17 protein-coding genes and 2 pseudogenes are annotated in these 19,564 nt (G+C 68.1%); 11 read left to right on the top strand and 8 right to left on the bottom strand.

Annotated elements, in window-relative coordinates; all coding sequences use genetic code 11:
- The first annotated feature begins 23 nt into the window (after positions 1-23).
- Positions 24-1,178: an ATP-binding protein gene (locus QUE33_RS10955; RefSeq protein ID WP_286299962.1), complete on the top strand. Its 1,155-nt coding sequence runs from the start codon at positions 24-26 to the stop codon at positions 1,176-1,178.
- Positions 1,179-1,242: 64 nt separating this feature from the next.
- On the opposite strand, the gene QUE33_RS10950 is transcribed toward QUE33_RS10955, so the two are convergent.
- From QUE33_RS10950 to QUE33_RS10940, 3 genes are all read right to left on the bottom strand, one after another.
- Positions 1,243-1,443, bottom strand: coding sequence for a hypothetical protein (locus tag QUE33_RS10950; protein WP_286299960.1), 201 nt, complete (start codon positions 1,441-1,443; stop codon positions 1,243-1,245).
- Between the two features lie 160 nt (positions 1,444-1,603).
- Positions 1,604-2,443 carry an MOSC domain-containing protein gene (locus QUE33_RS10945; protein ID WP_286299959.1) on the bottom strand — a complete coding sequence of 280 codons (840 nt, stop codon included), beginning with the start codon at positions 2,441-2,443 and terminating at the stop codon, positions 1,604-1,606.
- A 128-nt stretch (positions 2,444-2,571) separates the two neighbouring features.
- The gene (locus QUE33_RS10940; RefSeq protein WP_286299957.1) at positions 2,572-2,760 is read right to left on the bottom strand and encodes a DUF3073 domain-containing protein; all 189 of its coding nucleotides are present in this window, start codon (positions 2,758-2,760) and stop codon (positions 2,572-2,574) included.
- A 153-nt stretch (positions 2,761-2,913) separates the two neighbouring features.
- Between QUE33_RS10940 and QUE33_RS10935 the strand changes: the two genes are divergently transcribed.
- Positions 2,914-3,456, top strand: coding sequence for a universal stress protein (locus tag QUE33_RS10935; RefSeq protein WP_286299954.1), 543 nt, complete (start codon positions 2,914-2,916; stop codon positions 3,454-3,456).
- Positions 3,457-3,463: 7 nt separating this feature from the next.
- Here the strand turns inward: QUE33_RS10935 and QUE33_RS10930 are convergent, their stop codons facing one another.
- Complete coding sequence (locus QUE33_RS10930) at positions 3,464-4,102, bottom strand: PadR family transcriptional regulator (RefSeq protein ID WP_286299952.1); 639 nt, start codon at positions 4,100-4,102, stop codon at positions 3,464-3,466.
- Positions 4,099-4,941 (bottom strand): DUF4097 family beta strand repeat-containing protein, encoded by an 843-nt coding sequence (locus QUE33_RS10925; protein ID WP_286299949.1) that lies wholly within the window; start codon positions 4,939-4,941, stop codon positions 4,099-4,101. Before QUE33_RS10925 ends, QUE33_RS10930 begins: the two co-directional genes overlap by 4 nt.
- A 238-nt stretch (positions 4,942-5,179) precedes the next feature.
- Here QUE33_RS10925 and QUE33_RS10920 point away from each other — a divergent pair, with 238 nt between their 5' ends.
- Both QUE33_RS10920 and QUE33_RS10915 read left to right on the top strand, forming a co-directional pair.
- Complete coding sequence (locus tag QUE33_RS10920) at positions 5,180-5,968, top strand: MerR family transcriptional regulator (protein WP_286299946.1); 789 nt, start codon at positions 5,180-5,182, stop codon at positions 5,966-5,968.
- A 101-nt stretch (positions 5,969-6,069) separates the two neighbouring features.
- The gene (locus QUE33_RS10915) at positions 6,070-7,452 is read left to right on the top strand and encodes a flavin monoamine oxidase family protein (protein ID WP_286299944.1); all 1,383 of its coding nucleotides are present in this window, start codon (positions 6,070-6,072) and stop codon (positions 7,450-7,452) included.
- Here the strand turns inward: QUE33_RS10915 and QUE33_RS10910 are convergent.
- A complete protein-coding gene (locus QUE33_RS10910; RefSeq protein WP_286299942.1) occupies positions 7,376-8,005 on the bottom strand; it encodes a Pr6Pr family membrane protein in 630 nt (209 codons plus the stop codon). The genes QUE33_RS10915 and QUE33_RS10910 overlap by 77 nt on opposite strands.
- A 209-nt stretch (positions 8,006-8,214) precedes the next feature.
- Here QUE33_RS10910 and QUE33_RS10905 point away from each other — a divergent pair, with 209 nt between their 5' ends.
- The 3 genes from QUE33_RS10905 (at position 8,215) to QUE33_RS10895 (ending at position 12,342) form a co-directional block, all read left to right on the top strand.
- Positions 8,215-8,604 carry a fluoride efflux transporter FluC gene (locus QUE33_RS10905; protein ID WP_286299938.1) on the top strand — a complete coding sequence of 130 codons (390 nt, stop codon included), beginning with the start codon at positions 8,215-8,217 and terminating at the stop codon, positions 8,602-8,604.
- Positions 8,601-8,963: a fluoride efflux transporter FluC gene (locus QUE33_RS10900; RefSeq protein WP_286299937.1), complete on the top strand. Its 363-nt coding sequence runs from the start codon at positions 8,601-8,603 to the stop codon at positions 8,961-8,963. Before QUE33_RS10905 ends, QUE33_RS10900 begins: the two co-directional genes overlap by 4 nt.
- Before the next feature lie 148 nt (positions 8,964-9,111).
- The gene (locus QUE33_RS10895) at positions 9,112-12,342 is read left to right on the top strand and encodes an efflux RND transporter permease subunit (RefSeq protein ID WP_286299935.1); all 3,231 of its coding nucleotides are present in this window, start codon (positions 9,112-9,114) and stop codon (positions 12,340-12,342) included.
- Between the two features lie 55 nt (positions 12,343-12,397).
- Here QUE33_RS10895 and QUE33_RS10890 read toward each other — a convergent pair whose 3' ends face one another.
- Positions 12,398-13,297 (bottom strand): aldose 1-epimerase family protein, encoded by a 900-nt coding sequence (locus tag QUE33_RS10890; RefSeq protein ID WP_286299933.1) that lies wholly within the window; start codon positions 13,295-13,297, stop codon positions 12,398-12,400.
- Positions 13,298-13,675: 378 nt separating this feature from the next.
- Between QUE33_RS10890 and QUE33_RS16410 the strand changes: the two are divergent.
- Positions 13,676-15,798: pseudogene (locus QUE33_RS16410) on the top strand (DEAD/DEAH box helicase).
- Positions 15,799-15,909: 111 nt separating this feature from the next.
- Entirely contained in the window at positions 15,910-16,095 is a 186-nt protein-coding gene (locus tag QUE33_RS10875; protein ID WP_286299926.1) for a hypothetical protein, read from the top strand.
- 49 nt (positions 16,096-16,144) lie between these two features.
- Here the strand turns inward: QUE33_RS10875 and QUE33_RS10870 are convergent.
- Positions 16,145-17,196 (bottom strand): annotated as a pseudogene (locus tag QUE33_RS10870) (Rv2578c family radical SAM protein).
- Between the two features lie 84 nt (positions 17,197-17,280).
- On the opposite strand from QUE33_RS10870, the gene QUE33_RS10865 reads away from it, so the two are divergent.
- Together QUE33_RS10865 and QUE33_RS10860 are read left to right on the top strand one after the other, a co-directional pair.
- Complete coding sequence (locus QUE33_RS10865; RefSeq protein WP_286299925.1) at positions 17,281-18,207, top strand: M15 family metallopeptidase; 927 nt, start codon at positions 17,281-17,283, stop codon at positions 18,205-18,207.
- A gap of 167 nt (positions 18,208-18,374) precedes the next feature.
- Positions 18,375-19,538: an acyl-CoA dehydrogenase family protein gene (locus QUE33_RS10860; protein WP_286299924.1), complete on the top strand. Its 1,164-nt coding sequence runs from the start codon at positions 18,375-18,377 to the stop codon at positions 19,536-19,538.
- Positions 19,539-19,564 lie beyond the last annotated feature (26 nt).

The following is a 19,564-nucleotide window of genomic DNA, read 5'->3' as shown; positions in this document are numbered from 1 at the left end:
GTATTACATGGTAACTTGGATGCATGATCGCACGAGAAGAAGTGGAGCGGGAACTCAGCGAAGCACTGCGGCGCTCGCCAGTCGTGCTTCTCGTCGGAGCGCGCCAAGTCGGCAAGACGACGCTGGCACGCTCGATCGTCCGTCCTGGGACGATGAACTACTTCGATCTTGAGGATCCGATCGATCTCGCGCGTCTGAGTGAGCCGATGCTCGCATTGCAGCCGCTGCGTGGCACGGTCGTCATCGATGAGGTTCAGCGGCATCCCGATCTGTTCCCCGTGCTTCGCGTGCTCGCAGATCGGGCCGACGCGCCAGCGACGTTTCTGGTTCTCGGCAGCGCTTCTCCTGACGCTCTTCGTCAGTCTGCCGAATCCCTCGCGGGCCGTGTAGAGGTGATGGAGCTGCCCGGCCTCGGCGCGGCGGACGTCGACGACGACATCGGGCGGGTCTGGATCCGCGGAGGATTCCCGAGGTCCACGCTCGCCTCGACGGACAAGGACTCGATGCGCTGGCGGCGATCGTACATCCGCACACTGGCCAGCCGCGACCTCCGCGAATTCGGGCTGGCGCTCCCCGCCGCGAGCATCGAGCGGTTTCTGACCCAACTCGCTCACCACCAGGCCAATCTGTGGAACGCCGCATCGACGGCACGGGCGCTCGGTATCGGAGAGTCGACGGCGCGCAGGTACGTGGACGGACTGAACGACGCCCTGTTGGTGCGCACGCTCAGACCCTGGCTGGCCAATGCGGGGAAGCGTCTGGTGCGTACGCCGAAGATCTTCCTCCGGGACACGGGCATCGTTCACGCCCTGTGGGGTGTGGCCTCCGAAGATGCCCTGCTGCGGCATCCCGGGGTGGGGGCATCCTGGGAGTCGCTGGTGATCGATGAGGTCCTCAGAAGGGCAGAACATGCGGAGCCATATTTCTGGCGGACCAGCAACGGCGCGGAGGTGGATCTGGTGCTTGAGCGTTTCGGCGAGCGCATCGGATTCGAGATAAAGCGAGCGGATGCACCGCGACTGACGTCGTCGATGACCGCAGCGCTGGAGGACTCAGGCCTGCAGTTGCGGCATCTCTGGATCCTGTACCCGGGAAGCCGTCGTTATGACTTGCACCCGCGAGCGACGGTTCTGCCCATGAATGATCTGCTCCATGTCGGGAGCGTCGACCAGCTCTGAGCCGGACTCTGGGTGATCTACATCGAGAACGTTTGAGATACTCCTGACGCACTCATTGCATGTGTCAGGGCGCTTTGAGGCCGAGCCCCGCGCAGTCGATGCCGTCCGTGACGGGGAAGACTCCGAGGCGACCGTCGCGGAGCAGGCAGGTGAAGAGGTTCGGTACTGGGAGGTTCGTGTCGTCCGAGGAGCCCTCGGGGGTGAACGCGCCGATCTGCCAGGCGACGCCGCACTGGGCCTCGGCGTTGGCGATTCTCTGCGTCATCTCAGGCAGTTGCCCGATGATTCCATCCGTCGGCGGCTGACTAACTTCGGTCGAGGCGGACGCCAACGACGCCGATCCGTAGCAGAGTGACGCTGACTTCTGTGCCTCCGTCGCATGCCCGCATTCATCGCGAAGCTTCGCGCGGTGAACGAGCTGTAGATCAGCCCACGCTGACCTCGTCGCCGACGCGGATCACTCCATCGGCGCCGCTCTCGTCGCCCACGGCCCCGCTCACGCCCTGCAACAGCAGGAGCCTTCCGAGCGACGGCTCGGACAGGCCGATCTCGCGGGTGAGGGTGGTCAGCACCCTGGCATCCCGGATGCCGGTGTCGGGGTTCGCATGCGTGGCCAGGCACCGCACGATCGGGCCCTCGGCTGTGAAGCGGAGGTCGCCGATGCGCACCTTGCCGCTCCAGGACAGCTCATCCCAGGCATCCGCCCCGTCGATCACGACGTTCGAACGGAACCGGCGGTCATCCAGCACCAGGCCGGGCGCCTTGTTCGGGAGGGCGGCGTTCACCGCCTCGACGCTCGCCTCGCTGTGCACCGTCACGAACCCGCGCGGTCGGTCCTGAAACCTGGAGCGCTCACCGTCGCCGACCAGCACCAGCGGCAGACGGCCCTCGCGCTGCAGCAGCTTCCACTCAGGGGAGTCCATCACGAACGCGGTGACGATATCGGTCAGTTCGGTGCGGCCCTCGGCATCCAGCACCACGTCGACGAGCAGCGAGTCGTCGTGCGTGATGCGCACGCGCTTCGCGTCGTGGTCGTACGCGACACGCAGCGCGGCCAGCGTCGGAAACGACTCCAGTGCCAGGCCCTTCGACTTCGGCCAGTAGTCCAGACCGTCGCGCTGCTCCGGTTCTGCAGCATCCGCGAACCGGAAAGCCAGCACGCGGTCACCCGCGATGCGCCCGTCGGGCTGCACGGTCAGCTCGTCGTGCCGCTCGGGTGTGAAACCCTTGATCGGATAGCGGTACAGGGCGGCGACGCGGGGCATCCGGCTATTCTGTCACCGCTTCTGCCCCCAGCGCTCCCGGGGCGTCGGCGACGGATGGGGGAACGACGAAACCCTGGTCGACACAGCGGATGCTGGTCGCCAGGGTGTCTGTCGTGCGAAGGAGAGGGTCAGGCTCGCTCGAGCTCGTCCTCGTCTTCGTCCTCGTACTGATCGGCCCACTTGTCGACGTACTGGTCGTCGTCCGACGACGGATGCCCGAGTTCACTCTCCAGAGCGGAGAAGTTCACATTCGGACTGTACGACTTGAGTTCGCGAGCAATCTTGGTGTGCTTCGCCTTCTGACGGCCACGGCCCATGCGCGAGACCCCCTTTTACGAGTTCAGCAGCGGGCTGTGCGACGCCCGATGATATTCACGGCACCGGCTTGAGGCCGGTAAGAGTAGCATTCAGGATAGCACGCACGCCAGAGCATCCGGCCGCGCGACGGCCCTTCAGCGGAAGGATCAGACATGTCAGATTCCACGCCTGCGGAACCCGATGAGGCCGCCCAGAACGCGGCCCTGCAGGGGGCGGTCATCGTCGGGCTGCAACCCGGTCAGCCCGCCCATGTGCTCTCCGAGGCGCTCCGCTACGCCAAGCTGCTCGGGGCACCCCTGGTCGTCGTGCACGTCGACGTCACGCGCTTCGTCACCTACGAGGACCCGGACGGCTACGTGCACTCCGCACCCATCGATCTGAACATCGACGCCGGTGCGGCCGAGTTCGAAGAGGTGCAGAAGATGGCGACGGCGAGCCTGGAGAAGGAGGGCATCGTCTGGACCGCCCGCCAGCTGGTCGGCGACCCGGCGCTGGCGATCAAGCAGCTGGCGAACAAGATCGATGCGCAGCTGATCGTCGTCGGCACCCGCAAGCGCGGGCTGGGCGAATCGATCCGCGAGTTCTTCACGGGTTCCGTCGCCGCGCGGCTGGCGCACCGGCAGCATCGCCCCGTGCTCGTGATCCCGCAGGGCGAAGAGGTGCCCGACGAGCAGAAGGACATCTGGACCGAATAGCCCCGGGCTACGTGTCTGACGGAGTTGACGCGGCCAGGGCCCGGGTCACGGCATGGGCGGCGTCGTCGAGGGCGCGCTCCAGGTCGCTCACGACCGTCGCCTCGAGCACGCCGCCGCGAGCGACGTGGGTGCGCAGATCAGTGCGCACCTGGGCCCGGAACGCGTTGACCACGGCATCCGCCCGGTGCAGAGCCTCGCGACTGGAGGCCCGTTCGTCGCTCATCCCCTCGGAGCGCGCACGTGCCTTGGCGGACTTGCGCTCCTCCTGAGCGGCGGTGGCGAGGTCGGCGCGCAGACTGCGCATCGCCTCCTGCACGCTCTGGCGGACCTCGCTGGCGATCAGCCGCACCGAGTCGGCCAGCCCCTCCTCGATGCCGACCAGGTCGTCCTCACGCGTCGCCAGCTCGGCGCGCCCGGCATCCGTGATGGCGTAGATCGTGGTGCGGCCTTCGACGGTCTTGCTGACCAGGCCCTCCTCCTCGAGCTTCGCCAGCCGCGGGTAGATCGTGCCGGCGCTGGGCGTGTAGGTGCCCCCGGTGCGGTCGGTCAGCGCCTGGATGATGCCGTAGCCGTGCTGCGGCGCCTCATTCAGCAGCGACAGCAGGTACAGCCGCAGGTCGCCGTGCGAGAAGACGGCGGGGGTCATGATTCCTCCCACTCGGGGTCGTCGGCGACGGCGGTGCGCTCGCGGCGCAGCACGGTGATCCCGCCGGAGACGGTGTTCGCGCGCACGTCGACGAAGCTGCCGGCGAGCTCCCCCATCTGCCCGGTGTAGTTGCTCGGCCCGCCGCTGGAGCGCTGCACGCCGTCGACGGTGAGCTTGCCGCTCATGCTGCGCAGCACGTAGTTGGCGGGGAGGGTCTCATCCAGACGCACGGTCACGCCACCCGAGACCGTGTTGAGGTTCACGGTGTTCGCGTCGCCGATGGCGTCGATGAGGATCGCGCCCGAGACGGTGTCGATGGTCGCCTTGCGCAGAGTGCCGGTCACGGCGACGTCACCGGACACGCTGTTGGCGACGACCGAGCCGGTCAGTCCGCGGATCTGCACATCGCCCGAGACGGAATTGGCGGTCAGGTCGCCGCTGACTCCGTCGGCGATGATGTCGCCGGAGACGGTGTTCAGACGGATGTCGTTGCGGATGCCGGAGACGAGAGCGCCGGCGCTGACCACACCCAGGGTGAGGGCGATCTCGCGCGGCACGGCGACGCTGATCTCGGCCTTGGGGCCGCCGGCGCCGAAGTTGCGGAACACCTCGAGGAAGTTGTCCCAGCCGATCTGCGGGTGGTCGATCTCGATCTGGCTGCCGTCGGATTCGACGCGCAGCTCCTTGGTGGTGACGCCGTGCACCTCGATGCGGATGCCGGGTTCGTCATGGGAGACGATGTCGATCTGCCCGCCGACGAGGCCGACCTTGAGCCGGGTCGCGGAGGCGATGTCGATGACGCGTTCCTCGCCGGGGGCGATGAGCCACTTCTCGGTCATTGTCGTTCTCTTCCTGTAGGGCGACATCAAGATATATCGCGTGTTGACAGCGTAACACGATATATCTCGAGTGGGCGCCCACCTCCTCTCTCCTCGTTTCAAGTAGCGCAAATTGCTGCATTTCAGCCCCATCGGGAGCAATTCAAGCGATTCGAACGGGAGGGGGACGGCTTGACATTGACGTTACGTCAACTTCTATCGTGGTCGTATCCACGGAACCTCGAGAGGAGCGGATGCCATGGACTGGTCGATCCAGGAGATCGCCCGACTGGCGGGAACCACGAGCAGGACGCTGCGTCATTACGACGACATCGGCCTGCTCACGCCCTCGCGCATCGCGGGCAACGGCTACCGGCACTACGACCAGGACGCCCTCGTGCGGTTGCAGCGCATCCTGCTGCTGCGCGAGCTCGGGCTCGGCCTGCCGCAGATCGCCGAGGTGCTGGATCCAGCATCGGGCGGAGCATCCGGAGCATCCGAGGCATCCGCTCTCCGGACGCATCTCGGCTGGCTCCGCCAGGAGCAGCAGCGGATCGCCCGGCAGATCGCATCCGTCGAATCGACCATCACCGCGTTGACAGAGAGGAAGGACATCATGGCCGAGAACATGTTCGACGGCTTCGACCACACGCAGTACAAGGAGGAGGTCGAGCAGCGCTGGGGAACGAAGGCCTACGCCGACAGCGACAGCTGGTGGCGCGGCCTCACCGAGGACGAACGTGCCGCGTGGCAGCGGCGCGTCGCGGATCTCGGGCGCGACTGGGTCGCCGCCGCTGAGAGCGGCATCGACCCGGCATCCGATGCGGCGCAGGCGCTCGCGCAGCGCCACGTCGACTGGCTCACCGGCATCCCTGGCACCCCGGCCGCCGCTCCCGGCGGCAATGTGAAGGGCTACGTGATCGGCCTCGGCGAGATGTACGTCGCCGACCCGCGCTTCGGCGCCAACTACGCCACCGCTGCGGGAGGCACCGCGGGCGCCGAGTTCGTCCGCGACACCCTGCGGGTCTACGCGGAAGCGAACCTGTAATCCGTTTCGTGTAGCTCAAGTTGCTCTGGAAACCGGTCGGAGGCAGCAACTTGAGCTACACGAACGGAGAGGAGAGCCGGCCCGGGTAGTCTGGCTGGACGATGAGCATCACTCGCCGCACTCTGCTGCTCGGCGCCGGCACCGGTGCCGCCGCGGTGCTCCTGGCCGCATGCACGCCGGAGCCGAAGCCCAAGCCGACACGCAGCAGCACGCCGAAGCCCAAGCCGACGGCACCGTCGCGCGTGCCCGCACCCGCCGCCTGGCTGCGCAGCACCTGGTCGACCGATCCGTATTCCTTCGGCGCGGTCAGCTACCTGGCATCCGGATCCGACCCGCAGCAGCGTGAGACGCTCACCGAACCCATCCAGGAACGGCTGTTCTTCGCGGGCGAAGCGCTGGATGCCACCAACCCTGGCACCGTGCTCGGCGCCGTGGACTCCGGCCATTCCGCCGCGCTCGCGCTGATCGATGCGGCATCCGGGCAGGAGCGGGTCGCCGTGATCGGTGCCGGTGCCGCCGGCGTCGTGGCGGCGCGACTGCTGGCCGATGCCAATCACGACGTGACGATCTTCGAGGCGCGCGAGCGCTCGGGCGGACGCATCCTCAGCCAGAGCGCGGAGGAATGGCCGATTCCCGCGCAGCTGGGCGCCTGGCTGATCCCGGACGAGCAGCTCACCGCGCTGGGCAACCGGCTCACCGCCCTGGGCGAGGAACAGCTGACCTTCGACACCGCGACCGGCTGGTCGAAGGACGGTGAGACCGACTCCGTCGACGGCGACGCGATCGTGCAGGCCGTGGAGAAGGCCGAGGAGCTTCCCGCCGACATCCCGCTCACCGAGGCGCTCGAGCAGAACGGTGCCGACCTGGAAGACCCCGCGCTCACCGCAGCGCTCGCCTGGCTGTCCGCCACGACCGGCGTCGACCCGGCGAAGGCCTCGAGCTGGTATCCGCCGGACTTCCACGCCGATGCTCTCACCGGGCTGACCGAGGATCTCGGCGCGTTCTTCGACACGCACCTCGAAGACCTCGAGATCACGCTGGCCTCACCCGTCGTGCGCGTCGCCTACGACGACAGCGGTGTGAGCCTGCGGCTGGGCACCGGCGAAGCGCTCTCGTTCGACCGGGTGATCGTCACTGCACCGCTGGGGGTGCTGCAGCGGCAGGGCATCGAGTTCGCCCCCGCGCTGCCGTTCTCGCATCGCGGCGCGATCGCGGCCCTGGCATCCGGATTCATCGAGACGGTGTGGATGCGGTTCGACGAGCCGTTCTGGGAGGCCGAGCAGGCCATCTGGCACGTCGTCGGAGGCGACGGACTCATCCGCACCTGGATCAACCTCATGCCCGCCACCGGCGAGCCGGTGCTGGTCGGAATCGTCGGCGGTGCCGACGCCGAGCAGTTCTCAGGGCTCAACGACCGGGATGCACGGGCCGCCGCCAGGCAGGCGCTCGCCGTCTTCGCACCGGAGCAGACGGACGAGAGCTGATCTCGCCCCACGGTGGGAGTGTGACGCGCACACGGCTGAGCAGAACCAGCAGCGAGCCGACCACGGCGAAGATCGACAGCGCAGCCAGGCACGAGACCGCCATCTCCGGCAGTCCGGACACCTGGCGCGGGTCGAGGAAGTAGTACGGATACCAGCCGATGATCCGGCCCCGCCAGATCGTGAAGACTCCCCAGATCAGCGGGTAGAGCAGCACGAAAGGCAGCACCCTCCACGACACCGCCCGCCGGCCGGGACCGATCAGCCAGGCGACCACAGACAGCGCCGGAAGCACGTAGTGCAGCACGACATCCGACCAGGGAACCGTGATCGGGATGCCGCGCACACCCGCCTGCCAGACGATGATCGAGAACGCCAGCCCCGCCGTGACCGTCCAGCTCAGCACCAGGGCGCGCAGTGAGGTCAGCCAGACGGGATCCCGAGGATGGCGCAGCGCCATGACACCCGCCACGATCGTCACGACCGCGAAGGCGAGGTTCGACTGGATCGTCAGGTAGGCGAAGAAGTTGTCGCTGGCCAGGGTCTGAGATCCCATGCCCCACAGCATCCGGTGCGTGAGCGCGACGAGGCACGCGGCCGCCGTGAGCAGACGGAGCCATCCGAAGATCCTTCTCGTCAGCACGCGGGCTTCGTCCTCCTGGCGGTGTGCGCTCTTTCGGGCGGAGCGGTCAGCCGTTCCACGAGTCTACGTAACGTCGCCGTGAGTGCGGACGTCGCCGAGCCGCCACGACTAGAGTGTCGCGGGTGAGCTCCCCGACGCCTGCGCGCATCGTCTTCCGGCGCGCCGGACTGGCGGCACTGGGAGGGATGCTGGGCACCGCCGCCCGTCTCGGGATCGGGATGCTGATCCCGGATGCCGCGCTGGGCGTGCTGCTCGCCAACCTCGCGGGCGCACTGGCGCTCGGCATCCTCGCCGCGCGGCTGCCCGCATCGGACCTGCGGGTGTTCCTCGGAACGGGAGTGCTCGGCGGATTCACCACCTACAGTGCGTTCACCGTCGACAGCGTGGGGCTGTGGGGTGAGGCGCCGTTGCTGGCCGTTGGGTACGTCGTGGTCAGCCTGGTGGGTGGGGTCGCAGCGGCTGTGCTCGGAATGCGGCTCGGGCGCCTCGGACGCGATCGGGCGACGGCATGAGTCCGCTCGTGTTCGCACTCGCCGCGGTGTGCGGCGGCCTGGGCGCGGCCGTGCGCTATCTGGTCGACGTCGGCATCGCCCGCGTGGCGGGAACCCGATTCCCCTGGGGCGTGCTCGTGGTCAACGTCACCGGCTCGCTGGTGCTCGGTCTCGTGGTGGGGATGCTGCCCGACGCCGCGTTCGTCGTCGGGGCGGGCTTCCTGGGCGGGTACACCACCTTCAGCACGGCGATGGTCGACACGGTCGCGCTGTGGCGGGACGGCGAGCGCCGGGCATCCGTGCTCTACTCCGGCGGGATGCTGCTGGCGGGCCTGGCCGCTGCAGCCCTCGGCCTCGCCCTCACCTTCTCCATCTCCTGACCCAGAATCCGTCTATATGGCGCTGGTGCACGCGACACGCCGATACACGCGTGCACGGGCGCCATATAGACGGGCTGGGGCGGGTGATCGGGGCAGCGTGTTGCGCGGGTAATGTGCAGGTGTACCCCGACCGACTGAAACGAGTACCGTGTCGAATCTCTCCGTTCTGAGCCTGCGCAACCGTGCGCTGATCGCTCTGATCACGATCGTGGCCGCCGTGTTCGGCGGGCTGGCACTGACCAACCTCAAGCAGGAGCTGATCCCCTCGCTCGAGCTGCCGGCGCTGATGGTCATGACGACCTACCCGGGCGCCTCGCCCGAGGTCGTGGAGAACGACGTGTCCACCCCGCTCGAAGAGGCGATCCAGGGTGTTCCCGGGCTGGAGTCGACGAGTGCGACCAGCACGACGAACGCGTCGATCGTGCAGGCGACGTTCACGTACGGCACCAACCTCGCCACCGCCGAGCAGAAGATGCAGCAGGCGATCAACCGCATCTCGCAGCAGCTGCCGAAGGATGTCTCGCCGCAGGTGCTGAGCATCTCCATCGACGACTTCCCGGTGATCCAGATCGCGGTGACCGGCTTCGATGACGCCGAGGCGGCGCAGACCGACCTGGAGAGCACCGTCATCCCCGACCTCGAGGATGTCAAGGGCGTCAACGCCGCCGAGATCGTCGGCGGCGTCGGACAGCGCATCACCATCACCCCGGATGCGGCGAAACTGGCGGCCGCCGGCCAGAGCACACAGGCGATCAGTCAGGCTCTGCAGCAGAACGGCGTGCTGCTGCCCGGCGGCGACATCACCCAGGACGGCCAGACGCTCACCGTGCAGAGCGGGACGAAGATCACCTCGGCCGAGGAGCTGGCATCCCTGCCTCTGATCGGCATCGGCCTCACCGTCGGCGATGTCGCGAAGGTCGTCCAGACCACCGATCCGGTCACCTCGATCTCGCGCGTGGACGGTGAGGACGCGCTCTCGATCGCCGTCACCAAGCTGCCGTCGGCGAACACCGTCGAGGTGTCGCAGGGCGTGCTGGCCGCACTCGACGAGGTCGGCGAGACCTTCCCGGATGCCGAGTTCACGGTCGTCTTCGACCAGGCGCCCTTCATCCAGCAGTCCATCGAGACGCTGGCCACCGAGGGCATGCTCGGGCTCGTGTTCGCGGTGATCGTGATCCTGGTGTTCCTGCTCTCGATCCGCTCCACGCTGGTCACCGCGATCTCGATCCCTACCAGCGTGCTGATCACGTTCATCGGACTGCAGGCGTTCGGCTACTCGCTGAACATCCTCACCCTCGGTGCGCTCACCATCGCCATCGGCCGCGTGGTCGACGACTCGATCGTCGTCATCGAGAACATCAAGCGGCACTACGTGCAGGGTGCCGACAAGGGTCAGGCCATCCGGCTGGCGGTGCGTGAGGTGGCATCCGCCATCACGGCATCCACCATCACCACCGTCGCGGTGTTCCTGCCGATCGTGTTCGTCGGCGACATGGTGGGCGAGCTGTTCCGTCCCTTCGCCATCACCGTCACGATCGCGATGGTCGCCTCGCTGCTGGTCGCGCTGACGATCGTGCCCGTGCTGGCGTACTGGTTCCTCCGCCCCGGCGTGCCGCTGGTCGCCGAGGACGGCACGCCCATCGACCCGGAGCATCCGGATGCTCCGCCCACGCGACTGCAGAAGGCCTACCGGCCGATCCTGGGATGGACGCTGAAGCACTCCGCGACCACCGTCGTGATCGCGCTGGTGGTGCTCGGCGGCACGCTGGCGGCAGCCCCGCTGATGAAGATCAACTTCCTCAGCGACTCCGGGCAGAACACGATGACGGTCACGCAGGACGTCGGCGGGACCGCGAGTCTGCAGACGAAGTCGGATGCCGCGAAGCAGGTCGAGAAGGTGCTCAGCGGCATCGATGGGATCGACCATGTGCAGGCCTCGATCGGGTCCAGCGGTTCGGCGCTGCGCGACGCCTTCTCGGGCGGCGCCGGCATCACCTACTCGATCCAGACCGACGACGCCGTCGACCAGGAGAAGCTGCGCGCCGAGGTGCAGAAGAAGATCGACGGGCTGAAGGATGCCGGCGACGTGAGCGTCGCCGCATCATCCGGGGGATTCGGATCCAGCGACATCGCGGTCACCGTCACCGCTCCCACCGCCGACGTGCTGCAGAAGGCGACCGATGCGCTGATGAAGGACCTCGACGGTCGGGAGGGAATCGGCGAGGTGACGAACAACCTCGCGGACTCGCTGCCGTACATCGCCGTGAGCGTCGACCGGGCGGCGGCTGCAGAGCGCGGCCTGTCGGAGGTGGCGGTCGGATCGATCGTGTCGAACACGATGCGCCCCGACCAGATCGGCTCCGTGGAGGTCGACGGCACCGCACTGACCGTGTACGTGGTGAGTCCCGAGCCTCCGACCTCGATCGAGGCGCTCCGGGATCTGGCGATCCCCACCCAGACCGGCATCGTGAAGCTGTCCGACATCGCGACCGTCGAGCAGCGCAACGGGCCGACCGCGATCTCCACGGAGAAGGGCCGCCGCACGGCGACGATCACGGTGCCGCCGGCATCCGACGATCTCGCCGTCGCGACCCGCTCGGTGACCGCCTCGCTCGACGACGTGAAGCTGCCCGAGGGCGCGCGGGCCGAGATCGGCGGCGTCGCCCAACAGCAGGCCGATTCGTTCTCGCAGCTGGGTCTGGCGATGCTCGCCGCGATCCTGATCGTCTACGTCGTGATGGTCGCCACCTTCAAGTCGCTGCGGCAGCCGCTGCTGCTGCTGGTCTCGGTGCCGTTCGCGGCCACCGGCGCCATCCTGCTGCAGATCGCCACCGGGGTGCCGCTGGGCGTCGCCTCGCTGATCGGCGTACTGATGCTGATCGGCATCGTGGTCACCAACGCCATCGTGCTCGTCGACCTGGTGAACCAGTACCGGGAGAAGGGACTGTCGGCCGCGGATGCCGTGATGGCCGGCGGCGAGAAGCGTCTGCGCCCGATCCTGATGACCGCGCTCGCGACGATCTTCGCCCTCACCCCGATGGCGCTGGGGATCACCGGCCACGGCGGCTTCATCTCGCAGCCGCTGGCGATCGTCGTGATCGGCGGTCTGGTGTCGTCGACCGTGCTGACGCTGATCGTGCTGCCGACCCTCTACAACCTCGTCGAGGGCGCGAAGGAGCGGCGCCGAGCGCGTCGCGGAGGCGACGCCGGCGCGGGTTCCGGCGGCGAGTCGGGCGGAGGCTCGGACGGAGACTCGGACGGCTCGGGCTCGGATGGCTCGGGGGCGTCGGATGCGGCATCCGCCTCCGCCGAGGGCCGCACGCTCACCCGCCGCGAGCTGCGCGCCCGCGGACTCCCCGCAGCGAATCCGGTCGACTGAGCAACACTGACGTTTTCCATCCGCGCTCCATCCGTGTGGTGCACGCGCGGCGAGGTCAGGAGAAGCGGATGCCCCACTCCAGCGTCCACGATTCGTCGCGGGCCACGCGGCGCACGCCGCGGCCGGAGTTGAAGCCATCGGCCGGGGCGGTCATCGGCTCGACGGCGACGACCAGCGACTGCCCGGGGTAGCCGGTGGAGGTGTACACCTGCACGTAGCCGAATCCCGCGCCCTGCTGCAGGGTGACGGTGCGGCCGTCCGGCGCCGTCAGCGTGGTGCGCACGAATCCGTCGGTATCCCGGCGCAGATTCGCGAATCCGGTGTCGAGCTGCAGATCGCCCAGGCGCCGGCCCTCGCGCAGATCGGTGCCCGATGACACCGGGGATTCACCGACGGGAAGCATCCGCGCATCGGTCTCGAAGTAGGTCTCGGCGGGGAGCTTCAGCACCAGGTCCTGCGGGTGGGCATCGCCGATCGTGAGATACGGGTGGATGCCGAGCGCGACGGGTGCCGGGTCGGCGGAGCCGTTCGTCAGTGTGTGCGTGACGTCGATCCCGGCATCCGTCAGCGCGTAGCGCACGCTCGTCTGCACCAGGTACGGGTAGCCGGTCTGCGGGACGATGGTCGCCGCCAGCGTCACCGCATCCTCGGACTGCTCGACGATGTCGTAGGCGGTGAAGCGCAGCAGCCCGTGGCTGGCATTGTGGAACTTCGGCTCGGTGATCGCGAGCTGGCGGGTGGTCTCGCCGTCCTGCCAGATCCCGTCGCGGATGCGGTTCGGCCACGGAGCGAGCACCACGCCCGAGGCGCCGGGTGTCGGCTCGTCGGCGGGGTACGGCGGCACGATGTCGACACCGTCGATGCTCAGCTGCCGCAGCGAGGCGCCGACCTGAGCGATCTGCGCGGTCACGGCGCCGCGCCGCAGATGGATCTGAATGCCGGTGGGGGACGTCACTGCAGGATCGTGGGGCATGCGCCAATCGTATGGCCGCCGGGTGGAGGATGGTCGGGTGGATGCGGAGGGAACGGTGATGACGGAGACGGTCGAGCTGTGCTGCCTGCTGTGGGCACGCGAGGGGTGCCGGGTTCCCGGTGGCCATTCGATAGGCGTCCGGGTGCTTTCCCAGCCGGGCCGGGTAGAATCGTGCGGTCGGCTTCGGGCACCCGCGCATCGCGGGGCGTTTGAACAAGTGTGAGCCCAGGGGCCGATGGTTCATCAACCATCACATGAATGGCCCCGGCCGACGGATGCTCGGGTATATCCGCCGTGCGCTGAGCTCTGTGCGCACGGGAGCGGACGCTGTTCTCGTGTCAGAGACAGTCAGGAAACACCATGCCCAAGAACGGCAAGCCCAAGGGCGGACGCCCGTCCCGCAATTTCGAGCCCCGGTACGCGAAGAAGACGTCGTTCCACGACCGTCATGCCGGCGGACGTCCAGCTCGCGACGACGATCGACGCACGGATGCCGGCGAGCGCCGCGCCGCGGATCGTCGGCCCGGCAGCATCAGCCCCAAGCACCGCGGGTACCGTCCGGCCGAGGCGGGCTCCGCGGCCCCCAAGCGCCGCTGGACCGATTCCGAGCGCGCCGGCCGCGACGAGGCGCGCGGCATCCGCAACCGCGCCGAGTCCGGTCGACGCGACGCTCCGCACCACCGCAGCGATCGCGATGACCGCGGTGGTCAGGGGCGCGTGGTGGTGAGCGCCGGTTCAACGAGCGCGGTGCGCGTGGCGGCTACCAGGGCTCATCGCGCGACGACCGTCCGCGTTTCGACCGGAACGACCGCCGTCCGTTCGCCAGCCGCGACGATCGCCCGCGTCGGGAGGAGCGCCCGCGTCGCGACGACCGTCCGCAGCGCGAGGAGCGTTCGCGCCGGGATGGCAATGCCGGCGGCCAGCGCGGGTACGACCGGAATGAGCGTCCGCGGTACGACCGTGCCGCTGCGAGCGACCGTCCGCGTTCGGATCGGAATGACCGGAGTGCACGCACCGACCGTCCGCGTTTCGACCGCACCGACCGTCCGCGTTTCGACCGCACCGACCGTCCGCGTTTCGACCGCAGCGAGCGCCCGCGCTATGAGCGTCCCGAGCGTCCTGTCCGTGACGATCGTCCCGCGCGGCAGAACCGCGAGGAGCGTCCCAGCCGCAGCGACTGGAACCGCACGGAATCGGTCAAGAAGTACGAGGAGCACGTGGATGTCGTGCACGAGCGTCTTGCCGCCGAGGCCGTGCAGGCCGCCGAGGTCGCCGATGTGACCTTCGGTGACCTGGGCCTGGGATCGAACATTGTCGAGGTGCTGAAGAACATGGGTGCGGCGACGCCGTTCCCGATTCAGGCGGCGACGATCCCGGCAATCCTCGAGGGTCGCGACGTGCTGGGCCGCGGGCGCACCGGTTCGGGCAAGACCATCGCCTTCGGCGCCCCGCTGGTCGAGAACATCCTGCTGTCGCAGAAGGGCAAGCGCCGTGAGTTCGGTCGCAGGCCGCGGGCGCTCATCCTGGCTCCGACCCGCGAGCTGGCACTGCAGATCGACCGCACCGTGCAGCCGATCGCCCGCAGTGTCGGTCTGTTCACCACGCAGATCTACGGTGGTGTGCCGCAGGGGCGGCAGGTCGGCGCGCTGAAGAAGGGTGTCGACATCGTGATCGGCACCCCCGGCCGCATCGAGGACCTCATCGAGCAGCGCAAGCTCGACCTCTCCGAGGTGCGCGTGGCCGTTCTCGATGAGGCGGATCACATGGCCGAGCTCGGCTTCGTGGAGCCCGTTCAGCGCATCCTCCGTGCCGCCGGCACCGCGCTGGACGACGGTGCCGCCAGCCAGAAGCTGCTGTTCTCGGCGACTCTCGACCGCGAGGTGGCGTCGCTCGTCGATGAGTTCCTCGTGGAGCCGGCCGTCTACGAGGTCGCCGGTGAGACGCAGGACTCGAGCAGCATCGAGCACCGCGTGCTGGTCATCGACCACCGGGACAAGGCTGAGCTGCTCACCTCGCTCGTCGATCGCGATGGCCGCACCCTGGTCTTCACCCGCACCCGCGCCTATGCGGAGATGCTGGCGGAGCAGTTCGAGGATGCCGGAATCCCGGCGGTATCGCTGCACGGCGATCTGAATCAGGCCAAGCGGACTCGCAACCTGCAGAAGGTGACCTCGGGAAGGGTGCAGGTGCTGGTTGCCACGGATGTCGCTGCGCGCGGCATCCACGTCGACGACATCGACCTGGTGGTGCAGGCGGATGCTCCCGATGAGTACAAGACCTACCTGCACCGTTCCGGTCGCACGGGCCGTGCGGGACGCTCGGGTCGGGTGGTCACGCTGATCCCCCGCCAGCGCCGCCGCCGGATGGAGGACCTGCTGGATCGCGCCGAGATCGATGCCCCGTTCGAGAGCGCGCACCCGGGCGATGATGTGATCGACGAGATCACCGGCCGAGTGCCGACTGTGGCCGAGCTGACCGCCTGAGGTTCGCAACTCCGGAGAGGCGCCTCCGCGAAGCCAGTTTCGGGTCCCGCGGAGGCGTTTCGTCGTCAGATCTCCGGAGTTGCGGACGCTCCCACGGCGTAGGCTGAAACGATGGACTGGCAGCAGACGGCATCGGTCGGCAGTGCGGTATGGCTCTCGGTGGCACTGATCGCGAGCGTGCTCGCCGGGATGCAGGGGCGCGGCAAACTGTGGTGGTTCTTCATCACGCTGCTCTTCGGCCCGTTCGCGCTGTTCTTCCTGGCGGTCTGGACGAAGCCGCTGACCAGGCGAGACTGAGTCCGTCGGCGTCGGCGTCGGCGTCGGCGTCAGCATCGACGGCGCAACGTCAGAACAGCGTCTGCGGCTGCGGTGGGGGAGCGGATGCCGGCGCAGGGCGCATCCGCGCGCGCATGATGCCTCTCGTCCGATCGTGTTCCTCCTCCGACTGCACCTGCAGGCCGTGCGCGCGGATGAGCGGCCGGACCCGCGCCGCCAGCCAGCGTCGATAGTCCTTGGGCGTCTCGGCGGCCGCCCCGGGATACAGGTGACGGTACGAGGCGACGAGGTCGGGGTGCTCCTGCTGCAGCCAGCGGAAGAACCAGGGCTTCACGCCGGGCCGCAGGTGCAGCGCGCCGTAGACGGCGTGGTCGGCACCCGCTTCCGCGATGCGTCGCAGCGCCTCGTCGATCGCGCCGACCGAGTCGGTGAGGTGCGGGAGGACGGGCATGAGGAACACGCCGACCCGGAACCCGGCGTCCGACAGTGCCTGAACCGTGTCCAGCCGGGCCTGCGTCGTCGGCGTACCCGGCTCGATGGAGCGCTGCAGTGCGTCGTCGTACATCGCGATCGACAGCTGGATGTCGACGGGAACCCGCTTCGCCGCCTCGACCAGCAGGGGAGGTCACGGCGGATCAGCGTGCCCTTGGTGAGGATCGACATGGGGGTTCCCGAGTCGGCGAGGGCGCGGATGATCCCCGGCATCAGCCGGTAGCGGCCCTCCGCACGCTGGTAGGGGTCGGTGTTCGTGCCCAGCGCGACTGTTTCGTGCTTCCACGAGCCGCGCCGCAGTTCGCGCTGCAGCACGTCGACGACGTTCGTCTTCACGACGATCTGCGAGTTGAAGTCCTCGCCGGCATCCAGGTCGAGGTACTCGTGCGTGCCCCGGGCGAAGCAATAAAAGCAGGCATGACTGCATCCGCGGTAGGGATTGATGGTCCAGTTGAACGGCATCCGCGAGGCTCCGGGGACGGGGTTCAGGGCAGACTTGGACAGCACCTCGTGGAACGTCATCCCGGCGAATTCCGGCGTGGTCACCGACTGGACGATGCCGCTGCGATTCTCGAGACCAGGCAGCGCATCGGCATCCGCGTCCTCGATCGTCTGTCCCTGCCAGCGCACGCAATCATTCGAACAAATGAGCGATGGAATGTCAATACGGAATAGCAACTATGTGCGACTTAAGAAGTGCGCGACAATGGAGTGATGAGCGCCACGCAGTCCCGGCATGCGTCGCGTGCGCCGTTCGCCGTCACGGTCGCCCTGCCCATCGGCGTGCTGTTCACCGCGGTCGCGTCGTTGGCGACGCTGCTCGGCGTGATCGCGACTGCTCCGGTCGAGGTGGAGCTGCCCGCGCCGGCTGCCGCGCTGGTGCTCCCGGATGTCGAGGTCACGGCGACGCCTGTGCTGAATCCGTGCGCGGATGCCGAGGTGCAGGCCGCCCTCGCCGCGGGCGACGACGAGGCGGTGGTGAAGGCCTTCGGAGGCGGTGGCGAGTTCCAGGCGGCGGTCGCCATCGGCAATGCGCCGTGCATCCCCCTCGACGATCCGGCGCACGAATGGGTCGTGGTGAACAAGCTCAGGGCGCTGACGCCGATCGACTTCACCCCGGCATCCGTCACCCCGTCGAACCTGCGCGGCACCTCGCGGTCGGTCAGCATGCGTCCGGCGGCAGCGGACGCACTGAACCGGCTGGCAGACGCGGCGCGCGCGGCCGGTGCGGGGGTGATGGGCGTGAACAACGCCTACCGCTCCTATGGTCTGCAGAAGATCACCTACTCGTCCTTCGTGCGCTCCGAGGGCAGGGCAGGAGCCGATGCCGGGTCGGCGCGTCCCGGTCACAGCGAGCATCAGACCGGGCTGGCGGTCGACGTCGTCGCCTGCACTCCCGGCTGCGGCGGGATCGGACAGTTCGCGGGGACGGCACAGAGTCGGTGGGTGGCGGAGCACGCCTGGGAGTTCGGCTTCATCGTCCGCTACGAAGACGGTGCGACCGCTACGACCGGCTACATGCCCGAGCCGTGGCACCTGCGGTACATCGGTGTGGAGCTCGCCAGGGCGTATCACCAGGGCGGGTTCCACACGCTGGAGGACTTCTTCGGCCTCCCGCCCGCTCCCGACTACTCGGAGTGACGACGGCACGTGGACGCGGTCCCGTGAGCACAGACTGACGGCATCCCACAAAGACGACACGCAGTGTCACGCTCTATGAGACGCATTCCCACAATTCGCTGTCGTCCGCCGTGCCCCGAACGTAGAATCTCGGGTGCGAGGACGCATACGACGCATCGGAGGACGCTATGGAACGCGACATCTACGAAGAAGACCACGAGGCCTTCCGTGATCTGGTCAAGGACTTCGTCAAGCGCTACGCCACCAACGAGAACATCGAGAAGTGGGATGCCGCAGGCGAGATCGACCGCGAGACCATGCTCGCCGCAGGCGAGGCGGGCCTGATCGGCCTGTCGGTGCCCGAGGAGTTCGGCGGCGCCGGCATGCTGCAGGACTACCGCTTCCGCACGATCGTGATGGAGGAGGTCATCGCCGCCGGAGCCGGTTCGCTGGCGGGCGCCTTCGGCATCCAGGACGACCTCGCCGTGCCGTACCTCGTGCACATGGGCACGCAGGAGCAGAAGGAGAAGTGGCTGCCGCGGATGGCCACCGGCGAGGTACTCGGTGCCCTGGCCATGACCGACCCCGGCGCCGGATCCGACCTGCGCGGCATCAAGACGAACGCGAAGAAGGTCGACGGCGGCTACATCGTCAACGGTGCCAAGACGTTCATCTCCTCGGGCACGACCGCCGACATGGTCGTCACCTTCGTCAAGACCGGCGAGGGCAACCGTCCCGACGCGTTCAGCCTGCTCATCCTCGAGAAGGGCATGGAGGGCTTCGACCAGGGCAAGAAGCTCAGCAAGATGGGCTTCCACGGCTGGGACACCGCCGAGCTCAGCTTCACCGATGTGTTCGTTCCCGATGAGAACCTGATCAGCGGCAAGGAGGGTCAGGGTTTCATCCAGCTGATGATGAACCTGCCCCTGGAGCGCCTGTCGATCGGCGTCGCCGCAGCCGCAGCCGCCCAGGCCGCGACCGACTGGACCATCGCCTACACGAAGGACCGTGAGGCCTTCGGCGAGCGCATCGCCGACTTCCAGAACACACGCTTCCGCCTGGCCGACATGGTCACCACCACCGAGGTGATGTGGGCGTACGTCGACCGCGCGCTGCTGGCGTACAAGGACAGCAAGCTCACCGCCGAGGACGCCGCGAAGGTCAAGTTCTGGGCGACCGAGCGCGAGTGGGAGGTGCTCGACATGGGCGTGCAGCTGCACGGCGGCTACGGCTACATCATGGAGTACCCGATCGCGCGCGCGTTCACCGATGCCCGCGTGCACCGTATCTACGGCGGCACCAACGAGATCATGCGCGACCTCGTCGGCCGGCAGATCGCAGGCAAGCGCTGAGGCACCTTCCGGAGCTGTCGTTCGGG

This window comes from Microbacterium suwonense (genome assembly GCF_030296555.1).
Lineage (GTDB): Bacteria > Actinomycetota > Actinomycetes > Actinomycetales > Microbacteriaceae > Microbacterium > Microbacterium suwonense.
Note: the sequence above shows the minus strand (reverse complement) of the source record. Positions and strands in the feature narration are given on the sequence as shown.